This is a genomic window from Vreelandella vilamensis, from assembly GCF_031451755.1.
Lineage (GTDB): Bacteria > Pseudomonadota > Gammaproteobacteria > Pseudomonadales > Halomonadaceae > Vreelandella > Vreelandella vilamensis.
Window position 1 is genome coordinate 176800 of sequence record NZ_JARWAN010000004.1, and the last position, 20283, is coordinate 197082.

Annotated in this window: 18 protein-coding genes; 13 read left to right on the plus strand and 5 right to left on the minus strand. The window is 57.1% G+C overall.

The features are described from left to right. Window positions 1–8: 8 nt before the first annotated feature. Window positions 9–2186 carry a catalase/peroxidase HPI gene (gene katG, locus QC823_RS04130; RefSeq protein ID WP_309655086.1) on the plus strand — a complete coding sequence of 726 codons (2178 nt, stop codon included), beginning with the start codon at window positions 9–11 and terminating at the stop codon, window positions 2184–2186. Between the two features lie 97 nt (window positions 2187–2283). Here katG and QC823_RS04135 read toward each other — a convergent pair whose 3' ends face one another. Then, window positions 2284–4038, minus strand: a complete 1755-nt coding sequence (locus QC823_RS04135; RefSeq protein WP_309655087.1) for a GGDEF domain-containing protein — start codon at window positions 4036–4038, stop codon at window positions 2284–2286. Between the two features lie 156 nt (window positions 4039–4194). Here QC823_RS04135 and QC823_RS04140 point away from each other — a divergent pair, with 156 nt between their 5' ends. From QC823_RS04140 to QC823_RS04165, 6 genes are all read left to right on the plus strand, one after another. Beyond that, entirely contained in the window at window positions 4195–6312 is a 2118-nt protein-coding gene (locus QC823_RS04140; protein ID WP_309655088.1) for an AAA family ATPase, read from the plus strand. Between the two features lie 24 nt (window positions 6313–6336). Next, on the plus strand, window positions 6337–6717 hold the full coding sequence (locus tag QC823_RS04145; protein WP_309655089.1) for a gamma-glutamylcyclotransferase family protein: 381 nt from the start codon (window positions 6337–6339) through the stop codon (window positions 6715–6717). Window positions 6718–6844: 127 nt separating this feature from the next. Further along, window positions 6845–7756 (plus strand): beta-keto acid cleavage family enzyme, encoded by a 912-nt coding sequence (locus QC823_RS04150; RefSeq protein WP_309655090.1) that lies wholly within the window; start codon window positions 6845–6847, stop codon window positions 7754–7756. Then, window positions 7753–8709, plus strand: coding sequence for an L-carnitine dehydrogenase (locus QC823_RS04155; RefSeq protein WP_309655091.1), 957 nt, complete (start codon window positions 7753–7755; stop codon window positions 8707–8709). Before QC823_RS04150 ends, QC823_RS04155 begins: the two co-directional genes overlap by 4 nt. Further along, on the plus strand, window positions 8709–9164 hold the full coding sequence (locus QC823_RS04160; protein ID WP_309655092.1) for a thioesterase family protein: 456 nt from the start codon (window positions 8709–8711) through the stop codon (window positions 9162–9164). Before QC823_RS04155 ends, QC823_RS04160 begins: the two co-directional genes overlap by 1 nt. A 49-nt stretch (window positions 9165–9213) precedes the next feature. After that, window positions 9214–10041, plus strand: a complete 828-nt coding sequence (locus QC823_RS04165) for an alpha/beta hydrolase fold domain-containing protein (protein WP_309655093.1) — start codon at window positions 9214–9216, stop codon at window positions 10039–10041. A gap of 39 nt (window positions 10042–10080) precedes the next feature. On the opposite strand, the gene QC823_RS04170 is transcribed toward QC823_RS04165, so the two are convergent. From QC823_RS04170 to QC823_RS04180, 3 genes are all read right to left on the minus strand, one after another. Beyond that, a complete protein-coding gene (locus QC823_RS04170; protein WP_309655118.1) occupies window positions 10081–11040 on the minus strand; it encodes an ABC transporter substrate-binding protein in 960 nt (319 codons plus the stop codon). A gap of 106 nt (window positions 11041–11146) precedes the next feature. Continuing rightward, complete coding sequence (locus QC823_RS04175; protein ID WP_309655094.1) at window positions 11147–12121, minus strand: GlxA family transcriptional regulator; 975 nt, start codon at window positions 12119–12121, stop codon at window positions 11147–11149. A gap of 432 nt (window positions 12122–12553) precedes the next feature. Continuing rightward, the gene (locus QC823_RS04180) at window positions 12554–14005 is read right to left on the minus strand and encodes an anion permease (RefSeq protein ID WP_309655095.1); all 1452 of its coding nucleotides are present in this window, start codon (window positions 14003–14005) and stop codon (window positions 12554–12556) included. 198 nt (window positions 14006–14203) lie between these two features. Between QC823_RS04180 and frdA the strand changes: the two genes are divergently transcribed. The 6 genes from frdA to QC823_RS04210 all read left to right on the plus strand — a co-directional run bounded on the left by frdA (window position 14204) and on the right by QC823_RS04210 (window position 19802). Then, window positions 14204–15988 carry a fumarate reductase (quinol) flavoprotein subunit gene (gene frdA / locus QC823_RS04185; protein ID WP_309655096.1) on the plus strand — a complete coding sequence of 595 codons (1785 nt, stop codon included), beginning with the start codon at window positions 14204–14206 and terminating at the stop codon, window positions 15986–15988. Next, complete coding sequence (locus tag QC823_RS04190) at window positions 15985–16722, plus strand: succinate dehydrogenase/fumarate reductase iron-sulfur subunit (RefSeq protein WP_309655097.1); 738 nt, start codon at window positions 15985–15987, stop codon at window positions 16720–16722. Before frdA ends, QC823_RS04190 begins: the two co-directional genes overlap by 4 nt. 11 nt (window positions 16723–16733) lie before the next feature. Further along, entirely contained in the window at window positions 16734–17129 is a 396-nt protein-coding gene (locus tag QC823_RS04195; protein ID WP_309655098.1) for a fumarate reductase subunit C, read from the plus strand. Then, window positions 17129–17512: a fumarate reductase subunit FrdD gene (gene frdD / locus QC823_RS04200; RefSeq protein ID WP_309655099.1), complete on the plus strand. Its 384-nt coding sequence runs from the start codon at window positions 17129–17131 to the stop codon at window positions 17510–17512. Before QC823_RS04195 ends, frdD begins: the two co-directional genes overlap by 1 nt. 113 nt (window positions 17513–17625) lie before the next feature. Next, window positions 17626–18567, plus strand: coding sequence for a cobyrinic acid a,c-diamide synthase (locus QC823_RS04205; RefSeq protein WP_309655100.1), 942 nt, complete (start codon window positions 17626–17628; stop codon window positions 18565–18567). Between the two features lie 29 nt (window positions 18568–18596). Further along, the gene (locus QC823_RS04210) at window positions 18597–19802 is read left to right on the plus strand and encodes a toxic anion resistance protein (protein ID WP_309655101.1); all 1206 of its coding nucleotides are present in this window, start codon (window positions 18597–18599) and stop codon (window positions 19800–19802) included. Window positions 19803–19846: 44 nt separating this feature from the next. Here QC823_RS04210 and QC823_RS04215 read toward each other — a convergent pair whose 3' ends face one another. Next, the gene (locus tag QC823_RS04215) at window positions 19847–20224 is read right to left on the minus strand and encodes an acyltransferase family protein (RefSeq protein ID WP_340323990.1); all 378 of its coding nucleotides are present in this window, start codon (window positions 20222–20224) and stop codon (window positions 19847–19849) included. Between the last annotated feature and the right edge of the window lie 59 nt (window positions 20225–20283).

Below are 20283 nucleotides of genomic sequence, written 5' to 3' on the forward strand. Positions count from 1 at the left end.
AGGATTATATGAGCGAACACACAGGTAAGTGCCCAGTGATGCACGGTGGTAACACATCCGAAAGCAGATCCAACATGGACTGGTGGCCAGAAGCCTTAAATCTGGACATCCTTCACCAGCATGACCGTAAAACAAATCCCTTGGGTGAAGACTTCAACTATCGTGAAGAAGTTAAAAAACTCGACTTTGACGCGCTGAAGAAGGACGTTCACGCCTTAATGACCAACAGCCAAGATTGGTGGCCGGCGGATTGGGGTCACTATGGCGGTTTGATGATTCGTATGACGTGGCACGCTGCCGGTACATACCGTATCTCGGATGGTCGTGGCGGCGGCGCGACGGGCAACCAGCGTTTCGCGCCGATTAACAGCTGGCCGGATAACGTAAGCCTGGATAAGGCACGCCGCCTACTGTGGCCAATTAAGAAGAAATACGGCAACAAAATCAGCTGGGCCGATCTTATCATTTTGGCCGGCAACGTCGCCTATGAATCCATGGGCTTGAAGACTTTCGGTTTTTCCTTTGGTCGCGAAGACATCTGGCACCCGGAAAAAGATATTTACTGGGGAGCGGAAAAAGAGTGGTTGGCTCCCTCTGATGAGCGCTACGGCGACGTCGATAAGCCAGATACCATGGAAAACCCGCTGGCGGCGGTTCAGATGGGCTTGATTTACGTGAACCCAGAAGGGGTAAACGGCGTTTCTGATCCACAAAAAACCGCCGATCAAGTGCGCGAAACATTCGCCCGCATGGCGATGAACGACGAAGAAACCGCTGCCTTGACCGCCGGTGGCCACACCGTGGGTAAGTGCCACGGTAACGGCGACGCCGAAGCGCTTGGCCCGGAACCCGAAGCCGCCGACGTTGAAGAGCAAGGCATGGGGTGGTCTAACCCCAACGGTAGCGGCAAAGGTCGTGACACTGTCACCTCTGGCATCGAAGGCGCCTGGACGACCCACCCGACGAAATTCGACATGGGTTACTTTGACCTGTTGTTCGGTTACGAATGGGAGCTTACCAAGAGCCCCGCGGGTGCCTCGCAGTGGGAACCGGTCAACATGAAGGAAGAAGACAAACCGGTGGACGTCGAAGACATGACCACCCGTTTGAACCCGATCATGACCGATGCCGATATGGCGATGAAGGTAGACCCTACCTACAAAGCGATCTGCGAGAAATTCATGGCGGACCCGGCGTACTTTGAAGACTGCTTTGCCCGCGCCTGGTTTAAGCTGATCCACCGTGATCTAGGCCCGAAAGAGCGCTATATCGGCCCGGAAGCCCCGTCTGAAGACCTGATTTGGCAAGATCCGGTGCCGGCTGGCAGCACCGATTACAGCGAAGAAGTGGTAAAAGCGCAAATCGCGAATAGCGGCTTGAGCATCAGCGAAATGGTCTCGACTGCCTGGGATAGTGCGCGCACGTTCCGTGGCTCGGATATGCGCGGTGGCGCCAATGGTGCCCGCATTCGCCTAGCCCCGCAGAAGGATTGGGAAGGCAATGAACCCGAGCGCCTCGCCAAGGTGCTGAAGGTTTACGAGAAAATCGCCGCCGATAACGGTGTTAGTGTCGCCGATGTAATCGTACTTGCTGGCAGTGTGGGTATTGAACAGGCAGCCAAAGCCGCCGGCCATGACGTACGAGTGCCTTTCACACCGGGCCGTGGCGATGCCACCGATGAGATGACCGACGGCGACTCTTTCGAACCACTGGAACCGTTAGCCGATGGCTTCCGCAACTGGCAAAAGAAAGATTACATCGTTAAACCGGAAGAGATGTTGCTTGACCGCGCTCAGTTAATGGGCCTGACCGCGCCTGAGATGACAGTGTTGATCGGCGGCATGCGCATGCTCGGCGCCAACTACGGCGGCACCAAACACGGTGTTTTCACGGATCGTGAAGGCCAGTTGACCAACGACTTTTTCGTTAACCTAACCGATATGGATAACACCTGGAAGCCGGCGGGCAACAACACTTATGAAGTACGTGATCGCAAAACCGATCAAGTGAAGTGGACGGCCAGCCGCATTGATTTGGTCTTTGGCTCCAACTCAATCCTGCGCTCTTACGCTGAGGTGTACGCTCAGGACGACAACGAAGCGAAATTCGTTAAAGACTTTATTGCCGCTTGGACCAAAGTGATGAATGCTGACCGTTTTGATATTGAGAAATTTCAAACCGCGTGATCTAGCTCATCTCTTAGAGCGTTAAGCTCTCAAAATGAAACCGCGCCTTTTTAAGGCGCGGTTTTTTTGTGGACGCAAACCTCAAACAACGTACTCGCTAGGCTAAGCCGGTAGCTACCGGAGGCGTACAAATGACACAGCAATCACGGCCGCTATTTTTCGCTTGATAAAGTGCCTCATCCGCCTTGATGAGCAACTGTTTGGGGTCTTTCGCGTGATACGGGTACGTCGCGACACCACAAGAGAGCGTCATTGGTTCAATCAAACGGCCCTCGTAACGAAATTCATGACGCCGCAATGTTTCCAGCAATGTGTTCGCGCGGGCTTTAGCATCTTGCATGGAGACGCCTGGGAGCAACGCCACAAATTCCTCACCTCCCAACCGGCAGACGACATCCGCACCGCGAAAATGTTGTTTAAGTAACGCCGCCACCTCCACTAACACCGCATCGCCTGCATCGTGGCCCAGGGTATCGTTGATACGTTTGAAATGATCTAAATCCAGCATCAAAAGCGAAAGCCAAGTCTCATGGCGCTCAGCGCGACGAAACTCATGATCGAGCAAGCTATCAAAATGGCGTCGGTTACTTAACCCGGTCAACGCATCCTGCAATGAAAGCCCTTTAAACTCATTCACGAGTCGATCGAGCTCAGCTGTGCGCGCGAAGACTTTATCTTCTAGTGTCTGATTGAGAGAGGCTAACTGCCGCTGCGTCTCGCGATAGTGCCAAAGTGATATGCCAGCAACCGCAACAGAAAACGCTAAGGTGCCAACGCTTAACGGCACGATGCGCCAAGCAATAACGCCATGCGCCACTAACATATCGGCCAAAAGAAGCACCGCAAAAAGCGAAAAGCTCAGCACCAACAAACGCTGTTCTAAGCCCATACGGCTGAAACGGCGCAGCGCAATTAACAGCATGAGCGGAAGCGTGACGGCTAATAGTAGGTCGAAAACAGGAAACGTCAGCGACAAACTGACCGCACCGACTTTCACCAAGCCAATAGCCCCGACGAGGTAGGCCAGGTGCAGTTGCCAAAAACGCGCCATCCAGCGTCGCGACCGTCCCTCTAACCAGACGCTCAGCAACAACCCCATCGCCACTGGCAGCATGTAGTAGCTACTCGCCCGTAGGATATCCCACGCCATCGCCCCTTCGGCGATAAGCTGGCGTGCCGGCGCCTCGGCAAGCAACATAAGGCCCGCTGAAAAGGTAAATAACGCGATGGCCGCAAAGCCCCGACGTTCAGGCCCGATAAGCGCAAAAATACCGGCTAGAATGGCGATAACAAGACTAAAAGCACTCACTGCCAGGTCCGTTGCCGAGTGCTTGATCACTTTGTGAAAGCCGTCGATGCGATCCATTAACTTGACTTCCCCCCACAAACCAATATCGGTGTAATACGAAAACACACGGATATACACTGGCTTGCCGGCAAAATCTTCAGGCAGCTCAACCATATGCCAAGGCCAACCAGCGAAGTTGCCCTTGCCTTCGGCGTCAAATTCGCCGTGTTGATAAATCAGCTCATTATCCAGGTATAGCTGTGCGATCAAATCGATGCTGGTAATGTAGAGCACCGGGTCGCGCCACTCGCCGTCAGGCAAGAAGGTGCGAAACCAAGCGTGCTGCTGCCCTTTCCTCTCTGGCGGATTGGCGGGAAAAGGAATTGCCTGCCAGGAGGGTGACGCATCACTCAACCATAGCGGATGACCTAGCGCATCCCGGGGCGAATCGCCCCAGCGATACTCCCAGTGCTCCAAAGGCGCAGGCGAGACATCTGCCACTCCGCTGCCAAACGACAAAAGCAGTATGACAAACGTCATAAACTGCCGAGGGCGAATGCGCATGGCAACTCCTCATAACAAAAGTTAACAGATCATAGCCCAATTCCGTCCAGGGCATTAAATGCTTACTGTCTTTTTTTATTAAGTGCTCCTTTACGGCACAAAACGAGGCACCTTGACGTTAAGATGGGACATACATAAGCAAGTCAGGAGACCGCCATGCAATGGGGACAAGTATTCGATGTGACGTCACCTTCGTCCACCGATGAGAACCAAGACCCCGAAGAGCGTCTGTTCGCCCAGTTGATCACCGCGCGCATGGTGATGTTTCAGGGCAAGGATAGCTCGCTAGATGATGAGGATTGGCAAAGCCTATTCGGCTGGTTAGGCATCAAAGTGCCTCAAGCCGCCGAGAACAGCCGCCGCTATAGCGATTATGCCCCGGCGCTCAAGCGCTGGTGGAAGCGCGCTACCGCTGAGCTTGACCCGGACACCCCAGTCACCGGCACGATCATCACGCTTTGCGCCCACGTGGCCGAGTTGCTTCAGCTAAATCCGCTAGAGCGTGAATTGTTGACCCTTACGTGGCTGCGCTTGCGCCACCCCAACATGAACCCGATCCTGACCTGCGTGGAAGACACCCGCGCCAAAAAGCTTTTAGCACAGCTAACCGGGTACGGCAGCGACGAAGTGCACCTTGGGCTACAGGAGCGCGGCCGCTTGAAAATGCTGGGGCTTATGTCCCACAACAAAAATTACCGCCCGTTGGATCTCGATGACACTCTCTCAGCTGGGCCAATGCTGCGCAGTCTTGCCCCGCTAGTGAATAAAGATGTCGCCATGCTCTCCTCTGACGCGCTACGCGGTTTTATCGCCGAACGCTTAATGAGCCTGTGCCCGACCCAGCCAGCGGGCACCTTTTCGCTCGCCAGTTTCGATGCCGTACCGCTGCGCCAACTTGCGGTCGATTACCTGCGTCACGCGCTAGACACCCACCAAGCCGGCGCCAATGTGTTGATCTACGGCGCCCCTGGCGTGGGCAAGACTGAACTGGTCAAAACCTTGGCTACGCAATTGGGTGTTCCGCTTTATGGTGTACCGGTGGTGGATCAGGATGACGACGTGCTGACTCCGAGTAAGCGCTTGAGCCGCTATCAAGTGGTCCAGAAGCTAATCGATCAGCGCCAAGGGCTTGTGATGTTTGATGAGATTGAAGACGTCATCAACGACGAAGAGGCGCTACCCAAGGGGTGGATGAACCAACTTCTGGAGAACAACCCCAAGCCAGGGCTCTGGGTGAGCAACAGCGTGTACTGGCTTGACCCGGCCTATCTGCGCCGTTTTGACATGATCATCGAGGTGAAAGCCCAGCACGGCGAGCAGGCCAAGGCCCACTACCATCAGCTGCTTGATGAACTGCCGGTGACACCCCAAGGGCGCAAGCACTTGGCTGCGCAGCCATGGATGACACCGGCGGCCGCGCAGCAACTATGCCGTTTGGGAACCTTGTTCAACCCGCGCACACCGCAGCGCAACGAGCAGCATATCGACACGCTGATGACGCACCGTTTGCACGCGTTGGGGGAAGCAAGCACACGCGCCCTACCGGATAGGACCCTACCCGCCGGGCCAAGCATGCCCGACTACCGCATTGAATGGCTCAATACTCGCCCAGGGCTTGAGAGCATCGTACAGCGGTTAACCCGCCGCCAGCGCGGACGCTTGTGCCTGCACGGGCTGCCCGGCAGCGGCAAGACCGCCCTAGCCAACCACCTTGCCAAGCGCTTGGATCGGGAGCTAATCACCGCCCACGCCAGCAGCCTGCTGGATAAGTTCGTCGGTGGTACTGAAGGAAAACTCGCCGCCCTATTCCAGCAAGCGCGCGAAAAGAAGGCCGTGTTGCTACTGGATGAGGTCGATACACTGCTGATGCAGCGCGATAACGGCATGCAAAGCTGGGAGATTTCGCACACCAACGAGCTATTGGTGCAAATCGAGAATTTTGACGGCATTTTGCTGGCCACCACTAACCGCGCGGATAGCCTCGACCGCGCCGTGATGCGCCGCTTTGATCTCAAAGTCGAGTTTTTGCCCCTCGACCCCGAGCCACTGCGTGATTTGCTCAAAGCCGTGCTGCCCGAGCGCGACCATCATCGCCTAGCGAAGATTCCCGCTAGCCACTTAGCCCAGCGCCGCATCACCCCAGGCAACGTGCGCACCGCACTGGATCAACTCGACCTGCGAGGGCTGCCCATTCGTTTGAACACGTTAATGGACGCCCTCACCTTGGAAGAGCGTGAACAACACGGCAAACGCCAGCCGATTGGGTTTGTGTAAGTTTTGTGTGTAAGAGGCCACGAAATGGATCATTTGCAACGCGACATCAAGCGCTGCCCCCGCGTCGCCGTGTACGGCACCCTCAAACGGGGCTATCGCAATCATGACTGGCTGAAAGGTGCCACCCTACTCGGCCAAGACCGCTTAAGCACCCTCACACTGTATGACCTTGGCCCCTACCCTGGGGCCAAACAAGAAGCCTCCCACGGTGCGGTGATTGAGGTTTACGCGATCACCCCCGAGCAGCTGGCCTTACTCGATGAACTAGAAGACTATATCGCGCACGCCCCAAGCACAGGGGTTTACGACCGCGCCATTTTCCCAACCCTCTTTGGTGATGCCTGGTGTTATCTTTACAACGCGGATGTCGCAAGCGTCGCGCGCATAGACAGTGGTGAATGGTGAGCGCTTCGCCCAGCTTTTGCCTCACGAAAGTCGCTAAACGTATTGTTATTGTCGCTTTATGACAATCTTCTACGCCGCCCAACCTGCAAACTGAGTCACATATATTCAGTCACGTAAGGAACGGAGCATGAACCGCAACGTCATTCTCACCTGCGCCGTCACCGGCGCCGGTGATACCACTGGCAAGAGCCCCCACGTACCGGTAACGCCCAAGCAGATCGCCGATGATTGCATCGCCGCCGCCAAGGCAGGTGCCAGCATTGCGCACATCCACGTGCGCGACCCGGAAACCGGCGGTGTTAGCCACTCGACAGACCACTTCCGTGAGGTGATGGAGCGTGTCCGCGAGGCCGATACCGATATCGTCATGAACATCACCGCCGGCGGCGGTGGCGACTGGATCCCCGACGCAACGGACCCCACTCGCGGCGGCCCAGGCACCGATATCCAGACCCCGGCCGAGCGCCACGCACCGGTGGGCGAGCTGTTGCCCGAGCTCTGCACCCTGGACTGCGGCAGCCTCAATTTTGGCGACATGGTCTATGTGAATACCGCGGACTGGCTGCGCGAACACGCCCGTTTGGTACAAGCCGCCGGGGTTAAGCCAGAACTAGAATGCTTTGATCTGGGCCATGTTTGGTTTGCTCGCCAGCTACAGCAAGAGGGCCTGATTGAGGGCGACCCGCTTTACCAGCTCTGTTTGGGCATTCCCTGGGGGGCCGAAGCAGATACTGAAACCATGCTCGCCATGCGCAATAAGCTGCCAGAAAACGCCAACTGGGCCGCGTTCGGTATCGGTCGCCATCAGATGCCCATGGCAGCCCAAGCGGTGCTTCTCGGCGGCCATGCCCGAGTCGGCCTGGAAGATAACCTTTACCTGGAAAAAGGCGTATTGGCGTCCAACGCACAGCTGGTGGAAAAAGCCGCTTCTCTGTTTGAAAACCTCGGCGCTCGGGTGATGACACCGGCCGAGACACGCGCCCACTTGACGTTACGCGACCCGAATACCGGTAATACCGTTTCAGGAGATAACGCATGAGCCATCAACTTTCTGTCATCGGTACTGGCGTGATCGGCAATGGCTGGATCGCCCGCGCGCTGGCCCAAGGCTGGGATGTCGTGGCCTTCGACCCTGATCCCACGGCCCCCAAGAGAACCCGCGCGTTTATCGACAACGCTTGGCCTTCACTGGAAAAGCGCGGCCTAGCCGAGGGAGCAAGCCCCGAGCGCCTTACCTTCGTGGATAGCCTAGAGGCCGCCGTAGAAAGCGCCGACTTGATCCAGGAGAACGTTCCGGAGCGCCTGGAACTCAAGTGCGAGATTCTTGCTGCTGTGGACGCCGCAGCTGACCCCAGTGTGATCATCGGCTCCTCCACGTCAGGCTTTAAACCTAGTGACTTGCAGCGCGACTGCGCCAAGGCACCGGGGCGGGTCATCGTCGCTCATCCCTTCAACCCGGTTTACCTGTTGCCACTGGTGGAACTTGTCGGCGGCGAGGCCACCCAACCCGCACAGACTGAGCGTGCCCAGGCCCTCTATCAAGCACTGGCCATGCGCCCGCTGGTGGTGCGTCGGGAAATTGAGGGTCACATTGCCGATCGGCTGATGGAGGCGCTGTGGCGCGAAGCCCTGCACTTGGTCAACGACGGTGTGGCCACGACCGAAGAGATCGATGCCGCGGTGGTCTACGGCTGCGGCTTGCGTTGGTCGCTGATGGGCACCTTTTTGACCTTTCACCTGGCCGGTGGCGAGCAAGGCATGCGCCATATGCTGGAACAGTTTGGCCCGGCGCTTAAGCTCCCTTGGACCAAGCTTGAAGCCCCTGAACTCACCGACGGGCTGATCGACCGCGTGGTGGAAGGCTGCGAGCACCAGGCCGCTGGCCGCTCAGTCGCGGAACTCGACCACCGCCGCGACGATTTTCTCGTCGAACTGCTGGATCTGGTGCAGAAATACTGGCCTGAGGCCGAGGGCCTGGAGGGACGTATCTAATGGTGATCCTTGAAACCCACGTCGCCTCGGCGTGGGTCGATTACAACGGCCACATGAACGACGCTGAGTACGCCAGGGTATTTTCTTTAGCCGTGGATGCGCTGATGGATCGTATCGGCTTGGATGCTGGCGGTCGCGAGCGCCTTCACTACACGATTTACACCTTGGAGACACACCTCTGCTACCGCCGCGCGGCCTATGAAGGTCAACCGCTCAAGGTCGCGCTGACCCTGCTGGATCGCGACGTCAAACGGCTACATGTTTTCTTCGAGTTATTTGGCGAGGAAGATCACCTACTGGCCACCAGCGAGCAGATGTTAATGGGGATCGACACCCAGGTCGGCCGTCCGGCACCCTTTCCCACTGCTATAGAGGCGAGCATCGCGGCGCTGCCCCAAGCCAATACCGACGCCTGGCCGGAACTGGCCGGGCGCGCTGTGGGGATTCGGCGGTAGCAGACAGTCCTCAACACCAACGCAAATCGACGGCCGCAGCGTCATTGGCATGAAGGATATCAACAGGTTCATTAAACGCTTTGAGACTGGGCTGACGGCGCTCGAAGGTGTCAGCTGGCCCGAAGCGCGTCGCCGCTACGATACAGTGTGCCAGCAGTTTGCTCCGCCGGACCCGGCGGGGCTTGGCGTTAAGGATGAATCGGTCGCTAGCGTCGCGGTGCGCCGCTTTGTACCTTTCGATGCGGCGGCCTCGGGCGCTGTGCTCTACGTGCATGGCGGCGGGTTTACGATAGGCTCGGTTCGCAGCCATCACGGTATTGCGGCAAGCCTAGCCGAAGCGTTAGGGCATGAAGTGATGAGCGTGGAGTATCGCCTGGCACCGGCCGCCACTTACGCTGACATGCTCGCCGACTGCCACGCGGTGGCGGGTGCGATTACCCCCATTGCCATGGTAGGCGACAGCGCCGGTGGGCGGCTGGTGATGGATCTCGCCAAACGCCTTAATGCCAAGCTGCCGCTTGGACTGATCTACCCGCCGGTAGAGGGGCTTTATGAAGACACGCTAGGCCCGGATGCGCCACTCCTTAGTCGCGCCGATGTGCTATCGCTGCACCCCTTCTATCCCGAAACGCAGCCTGCGTCGCTAGCCAGTACACCCCCATCGTTCGCGCTAGAAGTGCTGGCCGTCGAGCACGACCCACTCACCGCCCCATTGGAAAAAGCCGTTATGCACTGGCGCAGTGCCGGTGCCAATATTGGTTACCGCTGCGCCCCAGGTATGGTTCACGGCGCGCTACACGCCCACGCCCTGCTGCCCAATATGCAAAACGCCTGGCAAGATTTCTGCCAGGCGTTAGTATCACTCATTACACGGTAAGACCAAGTCACACGTTAAGAATTAGCCAAACGGTAAACCTTAGTAAGCGGCGCGTACTGCCTCAATGGCATGCGTACCGTCGCGTGCCTCAACGCCGTCGAGCCATTCGGCCACAACGTCCAGATTGCCTTCGATCCATTCACCAGCCACTTCATCGGCGGGTCGCTCTTCGTAGCTATAGCCATGAACCCAGGTATTCTGATCTTCAATGTCGACGACAAACTGCGACAAGAAGCGGTGCAGTTGAGGGTCTTCTTGCGCAAGGCTTGCTGGCACAATCGTCCACACGGTGCTTTCGATTTTAGCAATGCCTGCGTCATCCGCATCGTCCAGATAGGCCAAATCGAAGCTAACGTTCATCCAGTGCGGTTCCCAACCGACGAAAGTGACCCACTCCTCGTTGGCCATCTTTTGCTCGGCCTGCGCCAGCATGGCCGCCGTTGAGCTTTCGCGCAGGTTCCAATCGCCGAGCCCGGCGAGATCCGCTTCTATCGCCTCAAGAATGGCGGTATTGATCCCGGTACCTGCCTCGATACCCTGAATTTCGCCGTCGAAGCGGCCGCGGTTAGCTTGCAGGTCAGCCACCGACGTGACGCCGGCATCGTAGACGTACTGTGGGACCACCAGGCCAGAGGTAGCACCCTGAATATTGGAAACCAGTTTTTCGACCTTACCGTCAGCCACCAATGGTTCGACCATCTCGGTCTGTACCGGATACCAGCCACCCAGGTAAACATCGACGTCATTACGCGTAAGGCCTTCCAGAATCACGCTTACAGCCAAGCCACTCTGGCGTGTGTCATAGCCCATGGCCTCCATCAGTTGAGCCGCCACTTCTGATTTAACGGTAACCCCGGGCCATGGCGGCACACCAAAGCTTACGTCATCCAGCGAGGCGATCGCAGGGCCTGCACTCAGCAGCAATGCCGCCGCTAAACCGGCCGTTTTGGGCAGAGCCGACGTGGGTAAGAGAGATAAGATATTGTCTCGCTGATACATTTTCATGCGTAGGGTCCTTTTATGGCAAAAACACCCTTGCAGTTTGCCGATATCGGTCAGCGAGTAATGACACAAAACGACATTAAGTCCACATAAAGCGACATTTTCATGTTAACCCGGCTTGCCAGCGTACTTCCCGCGGGGAGTAACCAAAATGCGCACGAAACGCGCGCGCAAAACTGGCGCTTGAGGCGAAGCCACACGCGATGCCCACCGCTAGCACACTCATATCGGTTTCCGTAAGCAACCGCTTGGCGCGGGCAAGCCGCAGCTGCAAGTACCAGTGGCGGGGGCTCATCCCTAACTCCTGCTCGAACAGACGCTGAAGCTGCCGGGATGACACACCGCTGCGCTTGGCGATCTCAGCCAGCGAAAGCGGTGCCTCAAGATGGCGCTCCATCAACCCCACAGCTTCTACCAAACGACGGTTATGCGTGCCTAAACGCCGCGCCAACGTCATACGTTGCCGGTCGCTGCGACTGCGTAGTCGCTCATGGATCAGCTGTTCGGAAACATCGACCGCCAGCTTGGCCCCATGGCGCCGAGCAATAACCTCTAGCGCCATATCCATGGCCGCGGCCCCGCCCGCACACGAAAAGCGTCGCTCACCCAGCTCAAATAGCTCGTCAGAAGTTTCCAAGGTAGGAAAACGCTCACGAAACGCGGGTAGACTCTCCCAATGCAGCGTCACGCGTTCACCTTTTAACAGCTGTGCCGCGGCGAGCAAAAAACCACCGGTATCCAACCCACCCAGCGCACAGCCGGCTTGGTCCAATCGGTGTAGCCATGCGATAAGCGCATGATTCAAGTGCGCTTCTGGCTCAAAGCCACTGCATACCGCCAACGACGACAGCGACAACGTATCGCCCATGGGCTTATCCGCCATCAGCGTCATGCCGTTACTGGCCGTCACCGGCTCGCCATCCGGGCTAAAAAGCGTCCACGCAAATAGCGTTTTACCGCTGATGCGGTTAGCAATACGCAACGGCTCAACGGCGGAAAAAAACGCCATCATCGAAAAGCGTGGCAACAATAAAAAGCCAATGTTTTCAGGCCAAGGCCCGGTGTAATGCAAACGCATCGTGAGGTCTAGAATTCCTGTTAGTGGAAGGCGGCAAGCTCACTAAAGCCAGAACCTAATATGGAAGGAAGAGGAGCAAAAAACAAAAAACCGCTGATAGCTCAACGAACTTATTACACTCTTATCAAGGGGATTTCGCCTGTGAAAGGCCTTCGTCTGCTGAGAGTACAAAATTTCAGGCTTACCACCGCGATTATTTTCTGCTGAGTATTCACCCCAAAATAGCTGTGTCGGCAGTCAATAGCCGAAGCGCTTTTAAGGTCGGTCATTTAACGTATTGACCACTCGTCGTAGCTTAGCAGCAACGTATATCAGGAAGGAGCTAAGTTCGCACAAAATTGGCGAACTTAGCTTTGTGCAGCACCCGCAAGAGGGTTTAAACAGGCAAAAAACGCTTCATCACTTTGTGGAAAGGCTCCAATCCGCGGTCTCTCAACTGATCAACGCCAGCCAGGGCACACCAATCGCTAACCACGCCACCAGGAACACCAGCCCAAAAATTGCACCGAGGCGCCAATACAATGGGCCAGGTATATAACCGCTGCCATAGTAAACGGGGCTAGGCCCGGTGGCATACGGCGTGAGGATACCCATTATACCCAGCGTCGGCAGCAACATGAGCACGAACATGTGCATGTCGATACCGGGTATCCCGGACGCCGCCGCCAGCATAACCGGCAGCAGAGCCGTGGTATGGGCAGTGACGCTGGCGAAAAAGTAATGCAACAGGTAGAAAATGACGGTCAGTGCGATCATCGCCATCATGGGATCGAAGTGGTTGATGCGTCCGCCGACCAGGAGGCCGAACCATTCCACAAATCCGACCTGATTGAGCCCGCCAGCCAGGGCCACCAACGTGGCAAACCAGAAAAAGGTATTCCATGCCGCTTTGTTGGCGAGGATATCGTCCCATTTGAGGATGCCCAGTATCAGCATGACGCAGATCGCGAGAATCCCTACCAGCGACGAAGACACCACCGCACCGGCAAAGATCCACAATGCCAAGGCGGTGACCACTAGGCAAAGCAGAATGATTTCGTTACGGGTCAGGCTACCGAGCTTCTCAAGTTCTCCGGCCGCCCAATCGGATACCGCCTTCCCGGACTTAACTTCCGGCGGGCACAGCCAGTAGCACAGTAGTGGCGTTAACAGCAGCAGCAGGATCCCCACCGGGGCCGTCGCCATGAACCACTCCCCCCAGCCAATGCGAATACCCGTCGAGCTTTCGGTCAGGGCGACAGCCAGCAAGTTGGGCGCCAACGCCGTCAAGAACAACGAGCTTGTCACGCAAGTCGAAGCGATCGCCGTCCACATCAGGAAACTGCCGACACGTTTGCTACTCGGGTCGTTCGGGTGGGAGTCGTAGAGTTCAGGAAGGTTGCGCACGACGGGGTAGATGGTGCCACCGCTGCGCGCGGTATTGGACGGCGTAAAGGGAGCTAGCACCGCGTCGGCGAGCATCACCGCGTACCCCAACGTTAGGGTCCGACGCCCCATCGTCTTGACCAGCCACAGTGCGATCCGCCTCCCTAACCCAGTTTTCTCGTAGCCGAGGGCAAACATGAAGGCGCCAAAGATTAGCCATACTACCGAGTTTGTGAAACCCGATACCGCCCAGGCAAAAGCGCGCCCGGGCGAACTAAAGCCGGGGGCAGCCAATTGCTCAGGGGAAAACAGTACCCAGGGTGCCAGCAACGCCGCCACGGCAACACCGATCAGGCCAATCACCGCCCCCGGTAATGGCTCGAAAATCAACCCGATCACGACGCCGAGAAAAATCGCAAAGAAATACCAAGCGTGAGGCGGCAAACCGTCGGGCACGGGTAAAAGCGCCACGATGATGGCCACGATCAGTGGTGCAAGCAGCTTCATTCGAGATGTCATAGTGATGCTTCCAGCTCAGCCCTTGGAATAATGAGAATAGGCCACTCAAAGGAAACGCTAGTTGATCCTAATCAAGGTAGCCCACTCTTTCCAACACGTGTTCCAGATGAAGCCTTATCCTGTTCTGAGTAGCCTACAATTTAGATGACCAGCGGTTCGGTTGATCATGTCTGGCCGGCGTCGGTCACGGGGGGAGCCATGCAACAACAGGATATTGACATTGTTATCGTAGGTGGAGGCGGCGCTGGCTTACGTGCTGCCATTGCCGCCGCTGAGAGTGCCCGGAAAGACAACAGCCAGCAGCGCATCGTGCTGCTCTCGAAGGTCTATCCCATGCGCTCTCACACTGTCTCGGCGGAAGGGGGCGCTGCCGCCGTGACCAGTGAAGAAGACAGCCTGCAAGCACACTTTGACGATACGGTTGCTGGCGGCGACTGGCTGGCCGAACAGGGTGTCGTTGACTATTTCATTCGCCACGCGCATCGGGAGCTTGTGCAGATGGAGCGCTGGGGCTGCCCCTGGAGTCGCAAGCCGGACGGTTCTGTGCAGGTACGCCGCTTCGGCGGCATGAAAACGGCGCGGACTTGGTTTGCTGCCGACAAAACCGGCTTCCACATGCTCCACACCCTGTTTCAAACTTCGTTGAAGTATCCTGAAATCGAGCGCTTGGACGAGTATTTCGTGCTCGATATCGCGGTCATTGACGGCGCGGTGGCCGGGGTGATTGCGCTTGAAATCGCCACCGGCGAACTGATTCTGCTTCGCGCCAAGTCGGTCATCCTGGCAACAGGCGGAGCGGGACGTCTGTTCCGCTTCAACACCAATGCCGGCATCGTCACCGGAGACGGCATGGCCATGGCCTTCCGCCATGGCGTTGCCCTGCGGGACATGGAGTTCGTTCAGTACCACCCGACCGGGCTGCCGGGTTCTGGCGTATTGATTACCGAGGCCTGCCGTGGCGAGGGCGGCATCCTGGTGAACAAGGATGGCTATCGCTATTTGCAGGATTACGGGCTCGGCCCGGAGACGCCGCTCGGCGAGCCACAGAACAAATACATGGAGCTCGGGCCGCGCGACAAGCTATCTCAAGCCTTCTGGCAAGAACAGCAGGCGGGGCGCACCGGCAAGTTCGGCGACAGCGACGTGGTCTATCTGGACCTGCGCCATCTGGGCAAGGATTATCTGCACGAACGCCTCCCGTTCATCTGCGAACTGGCCAACGTTTTCATCAATATCGACCCGGTAAAAGAGCCCATCCCCATTCGCCCAGCGGTGCATTACACCATGGGCGGAATAGAAACCGACGCCCATTGCGAGACCCGTATCAAGGGTCTGTATGCCGCTGGCGAGTGCGCCTCCGTCGGGCTTCACGGCGCCAACCGTCTGGGCTCAAACTCCCTCTCCGAGCTGCTGGTCTTCGGTCGCCTGGCGGGAGAACAGGCCAGCCAGCGCGCAGCAACCGTCGCTTTTGCCGATAGCCCTTCCCTGGAGGAACAGGCCCAAGCCCAGAAGACTCGATTGGCGCAACTTTACGATACCAAAGGCGAGGAAAACTGGGTCGAGCTCAAGCGCGAACTCGTGTTGAGCATGGAAACCGGCTGTGGCATCTATCGGGAATCCGAGGGGATGCAAGCCACCCTCGATACCATTCGCAACCTGCAAGCGCGCTATCGCAACATTTGGCTGCAGGACAAAAGCCAAGCCTACAACACCGAGCTGATGCAGTGCTTGGAACTGGGTCACGGCCTAGATATTGCCGAAGCAACGTGCCTTAGCGCACTTGAGCGCAAGGAATCCCGCGGTGCCCACAAGCGGCTGGAGGAAGATTTCCAGCAACGTGACGATGTCCATTACCTGAAGCACAGCCAGGTCTTTTTCAACGCTGAAGGGCCTGCCCAGTTGCGCTGGCAGGACGTAGATACCCACTTGTCCGCCCCCGCTGAACGCGCCTATGGCGATGCCGGTAAAGGAATCAAGCAATGACGACCAAAACCCTCAGTATCCAACGCTATCTGCCCGAGCAGGTCAGCGCCCCTTATTGGCAGGATTTCGACGTTCCTTTCGACGACAGCACCTCCATTCTTGACGCGCTGAACTACGTCAAGGAAGAACTCGACAGCAGCCTGACCTACCGCTGGTCCTGCCGCATGGCGATTTGTGGCTCCTGCGGCGTGATGGTGAACAAGACCCCTAAGCTGGGCTGCAATAGCTTTCTGCGCGAGTACGAAGGGCCAGTAAAAATTGCCCCGCTCGCGCACTTTCCGGTGGAGAAGGATCTGATCGTCGACATGGAGCCGTTCCTTGATCACCTCGTCGCGGTGCAGCCCTACCTCATTGATGACAGCGGGCTCACCAATGACGACAAAGAAAGCACGGAAACCTACAAGCAGACGCCGGCACAGATGGAAAAGTACAAGCAGTTTGCCGGCTGCATCAATTGCGGCCTGTGTTACTCGGCTTGTCCTCAATTTGGCCTGAACCCTGAATTCCTGGGGCCTGCCGCCTTGACGCTTGCGCATCGTTATAATCTGGATAGCCGTGATCAGGGAAAAAAGCAGCGCATGCCACAAATGAACCGTGAGGAAGGGGTTTGGAGCTGTACGTTTGTGGGCTTCTGCTCGGCGGTCTGCCCCAAGAATGTCGACCCGGCAGCCGCAGTAAACCAGGGCAAAGTCGAGTCGGCGAAAGACATGCTGATCAGTATATTCAAAGGTTAGAGGGCAGCGTCATGGCGAAGCAAACGAGCTATTTTCCTGAACTGAAACGTAACTGGTGGTTGAAACACCCCTACTTCGTTAAATACATGGCGAGGGAAGCGACCGTACTGCCGCTGGTATTTTTTCTCGTTTGCCTGCTGGTGGGGCTATTTAGCCTGCTGCAGGGAGCGGAAAGTTGGCAGGGGTGGCTTACGTTCATGCAAAACCCTCTGGTGATCGCGCTCAACGCGCTGGCTTTTATCGCCAGCCTGTTTCACGCCTGGACGTTTTTCCAATTGTTTCCACGCGTCATGCCGCTCCGCGTAGGTGGCCGTCTGCTACCCGCGAACCTCATGGTGCTGGGTCAATGGTTGGGCGTGGTAGTGGTAATGGTCCTGGCGGCCTGGATATTCATGAGGAGTCTGTGATGAACAAGACCCAATCTGGCAGCTTAAAAAAAAGCGATGAGCCGATCTGGTGGGGCCTATTCAGCGCCGGCGGTGTCTGCTTTGCGGTCTTTGTGCCAGCGGCGATCTTGTTTATCGCCCTGCTCATCCCCGCCGGGATCGTGTCGCCGGAGGCGCTAAGTTTCGAGCGCGCCCGCTCCATGGTATTCAGCCTGCCAGGGCTGATGTTTATTGGGGCGGTAATCTGCTTGCCACTGTTTCATGCGGCCCATCGTATCCGTCACGGCCTGCATGATCTAAAGCTGGGCAGCAAGCGTTTGAACAAACTCGTCACCTACGGCAGCGCCGCCCTGCTCAGCGCCCTAGCGCTTATCGGATTTGCTGTTGGGGTCTTGTCGCCATAGGCTGATAGCGTTTTGTGGCGTTCAATCATTACCCAATTGGTGATTAGCGACCCATTTCGGTTATTCTACTCAACAAAGTATTTGCGTTTCATAACCGAAGGATAGCCGTGTCAATGTTGGGATTCCTGCAGGGATTTTCCTATGGCCTTTTTATGACCTGCCTGCCCTGGCTACTGGTCGGCCTCTACAATCCCGCCCTCGCGCTTCCGGGCGCGTCTCCGGGGCGGCTGCAGGTCATCGCTCGCTATTGCTTAGTGGTTCCCTTCATCAGCATGCTGCTGTGGCTAACCTCGTTATGGGGTGGTTTCAGCCCCAGCCTGCTTGGCTGGCTAGCTGGCATCGTCGCGATTCCCATGGCGCTGCCCGTCGAGCGCACACTGCGTGGCTGGCTAGCCCGCCGCCGTGAACGTCGCCAAAATGCCCAAAGAGACGCCGAGGCACGTAAACACCGCGCTCAAGAAGAACGTAAGGCGCATGAGGCGGGCGTGATGGTGCTTGATCCGGCAAGACCGCCCGAGGGCGCCGACGATCTGGTGCTGGCCATGTGCCGGGCCAAGCAAAGCCTGCTGGCAGCGAATCGCCCAGACCTAGCCGTCCTGGCTGACCGCCTTTATAGCCGCTATCGCCATGTGATGGACGTGCTCGGCGAGCGATTTCACGGTGGTGAGCTGGCCTTCGAGCGCTCTCGTGAGCTGGTGACTCAGGTGTGTTTCGGCGCGGTGGATACACTGACAACCATGGCCTCACAGGCGCGCGGGGTGGTGAGTGTGGATGGTCGTTACGTGCGAGACCGCCTGGCCAAGGAGGGCAAACGGTTGAGCGAGGAAGAACGCGCTGCCCTGGTACGACGCCTAGACCTGCTGGTAGAAACCGAACACCGGCTGAATAAACTCTCCGCCCGTATCGAATCGGCTCTGACCGTGCTCGATGATACCGCTGTTTCCATGGCGCGCATTGAGACAGCCCGCCCGCAGGCGTCGGTCACCACAGAGAAGGCACTGGAAGACCTGCGCCGCTTCGTCGAAGGCGCGGATCGCTATGCGCGCAAGGATTAATCCGGCTCTAATACACTTTGGAGATGCCCATGACTCAGCCATCCGATGACAAACATCGCCTCTCCCTGCCGCCGGTGGACGAGATCGCCAGCCAGTTAGGGGCTAACCAAACCGACTCGGGCTCCTCTGATGACCGTGATATTGAATATGATATCGACCCTGAGCTTGAGGCGATGGCCGACCACTTCATCAATGAGGTGCTCGCGGAGGATGGCGAAGACGTGGGGGTTCGCCAGCGTCGTGCGGTGGATGAGATGGGCCTGGAATTGCAGCAGCAAGCCGCGCATCGTAGCGCCATGCTGCAGACGCCGCTGCGGAAATTAGCTCACCAAGGCGACGAAGGCGGGCCGGTCGCCAAGGCGTTAACCGATCTACGCGGCCGCATGGAAGGGCTCGACCCTACGCGCCATCGCTTGGCACCGAATGCTTTAGACCGAATTCTGACGATCATTCCTGGTATCGACAGCCGCCTGCAGCGCTATTTTCAAAAATTCGAGAATGCCCAACAGGCCCTAGACGCGATCATCGAGGAACTGAAAAGCGGGCGCGACATGCTGCATCGCGACAACCTCACCCTGAACGATGACCAACAAGCCCTGCGCGAAATCCTGCGCGAACTGAATCGCCAGATCACGTTGGGGCGCTTGATTGATCGCCGTCTGCAGGACGATATCGCCGCTCGCGATGACGATGACCTACGGCGGCACTTCCTTGAAGAGGAGCTTCTTTTCCCCCTGCGTCAACGTATCGTCGACCTCCAGCAGCAGTTAGCAGTAAGCCAACAAGGCGTGCTGGCGCTTGAGGTCATTATCCGTAATAACCGGGAATTGATGCGCGGCGTCGACAGGGCCATCAACGTCACCGTCTCGGCCCTCACCGTCGCGGTCACCGTGGCCATGGCGATGGCCAATCAGCGCTTGGTGCTGGATCGAATCGAAGCCCTCAATACCACTACCTCGCAGATGATCAGTGGAACCGCCAAAGCGCTACGCCAACAAGGCGTGGACATTCAGAAGCGGGCATCCGGCGCGATGCTTGACATGCAAGCCCTTGAAGAAGCCTTCAGCGAGGTAATGGGCGCCATTGATGATCTATCAACCTATCGTCAAGAAGCCCTCCCCCGGCTGGATGAGCAAATCGACCGTTTGGCAACCCTATCTAAGCAGGGCAATGCCTCCATTGAGCGCCTTCGAGAAGGTAGCGAATCGCAATCACAGGGCGACCCACTGCGATGAAGCGGTGATACCTTGAGCTTAATAGGAAGGCCAGCCGCTGCGCGTTAAGCAATTTGCATACGCTTGCCAAACAGTAGCCCACCCCACTGCCAGCGGTTAGCAATCAGGTTCCAGCCGACAGACCCCAGCATACCTACCACTACCAACACGAGGGCATACACCATCGGCGATAAGCGTTCACCAGCACCTAACAAGTCTACGAGATTGAAGAACATTGGATGAGCAAGATATATACCGAAGGAGAATTCATTAAGACGCCGTACCAATGGCGGTGCGCGTCGGCCTTTCAAGCATTTCATCATCCACAAGGTAAAAAGCAGAAACAGCGGCACTACCCATATTTCCTTGGACGAATAGTGTAACCAGCCAGGCAAAAGTGACTTAACAGAGGTGTGGTGCCATAAACTGGTTGACCACACCATTTTGTATGACTCACCTCATAAAAAGTATTACATTTCGAGATGTTTACTGGTACGAGAGA

Excerpts from the sequence above, each read along its gene's own strand:
- QC823_RS04145 (WP_309655089.1), top strand. The coding sequence starts at position 6,337 with ATGGATCATTTGCAACGCGACATCAAGCGCTGCCCCCGCGTCGCCGTG.
- QC823_RS04205 (WP_309655100.1), top strand. The coding sequence starts at position 17,626 with ATGTTGGGATTCCTGCAGGGATTTTCCTATGGCCTTTTTATGACCTGC.
- QC823_RS04180 (WP_309655095.1), bottom strand. The coding sequence starts at position 14,005 with ATGACATCTCGAATGAAGCTGCTTGCACCACTGATCGTGGCCATCATC.
- QC823_RS04135 (WP_309655087.1), bottom strand. The coding sequence starts at position 4,038 with ATGCGCATTCGCCCTCGGCAGTTTATGACGTTTGTCATACTGCTTTTG.
- QC823_RS04160 (WP_309655092.1), top strand. The coding sequence starts at position 8,709 with ATGGTGATCCTTGAAACCCACGTCGCCTCGGCGTGGGTCGATTACAAC.
- QC823_RS04175 (WP_309655094.1), bottom strand. The coding sequence starts at position 12,121 with ATGCGTTTGCATTACACCGGGCCTTGGCCTGAAAACATTGGCTTTTTA.
- QC823_RS04150 (WP_309655090.1), top strand. The coding sequence starts at position 6,845 with ATGAACCGCAACGTCATTCTCACCTGCGCCGTCACCGGCGCCGGTGAT.
- QC823_RS04190 (WP_309655097.1), top strand. The coding sequence starts at position 15,985 with ATGACGACCAAAACCCTCAGTATCCAACGCTATCTGCCCGAGCAGGTC.
- frdD (WP_309655099.1), top strand. The coding sequence starts at position 17,129 with ATGAACAAGACCCAATCTGGCAGCTTAAAAAAAAGCGATGAGCCGATC.
- katG (WP_309655086.1), top strand. The coding sequence starts at position 9 with ATGAGCGAACACACAGGTAAGTGCCCAGTGATGCACGGTGGTAACACA.
- QC823_RS04210 (WP_309655101.1), top strand. The coding sequence starts at position 18,597 with ATGACTCAGCCATCCGATGACAAACATCGCCTCTCCCTGCCGCCGGTG.
- QC823_RS04170 (WP_309655118.1), bottom strand. The coding sequence starts at position 11,040 with ATGTATCAGCGAGACAATATCTTATCTCTCTTACCCACGTCGGCTCTG.
- QC823_RS04215 (WP_340323990.1), bottom strand. The coding sequence starts at position 20,224 with ATGGTGTGGTCAACCAGTTTATGGCACCACACCTCTGTTAAGTCACTT.
- QC823_RS04140 (WP_309655088.1), top strand. The coding sequence starts at position 4,195 with ATGCAATGGGGACAAGTATTCGATGTGACGTCACCTTCGTCCACCGAT.
- QC823_RS04195 (WP_309655098.1), top strand. The coding sequence starts at position 16,734 with ATGGCGAAGCAAACGAGCTATTTTCCTGAACTGAAACGTAACTGGTGG.
- frdA (WP_309655096.1), top strand. The coding sequence starts at position 14,204 with ATGCAACAACAGGATATTGACATTGTTATCGTAGGTGGAGGCGGCGCT.
- QC823_RS04155 (WP_309655091.1), top strand. The coding sequence starts at position 7,753 with ATGAGCCATCAACTTTCTGTCATCGGTACTGGCGTGATCGGCAATGGC.
- QC823_RS04165 (WP_309655093.1), top strand. The coding sequence starts at position 9,214 with ATGAAGGATATCAACAGGTTCATTAAACGCTTTGAGACTGGGCTGACG.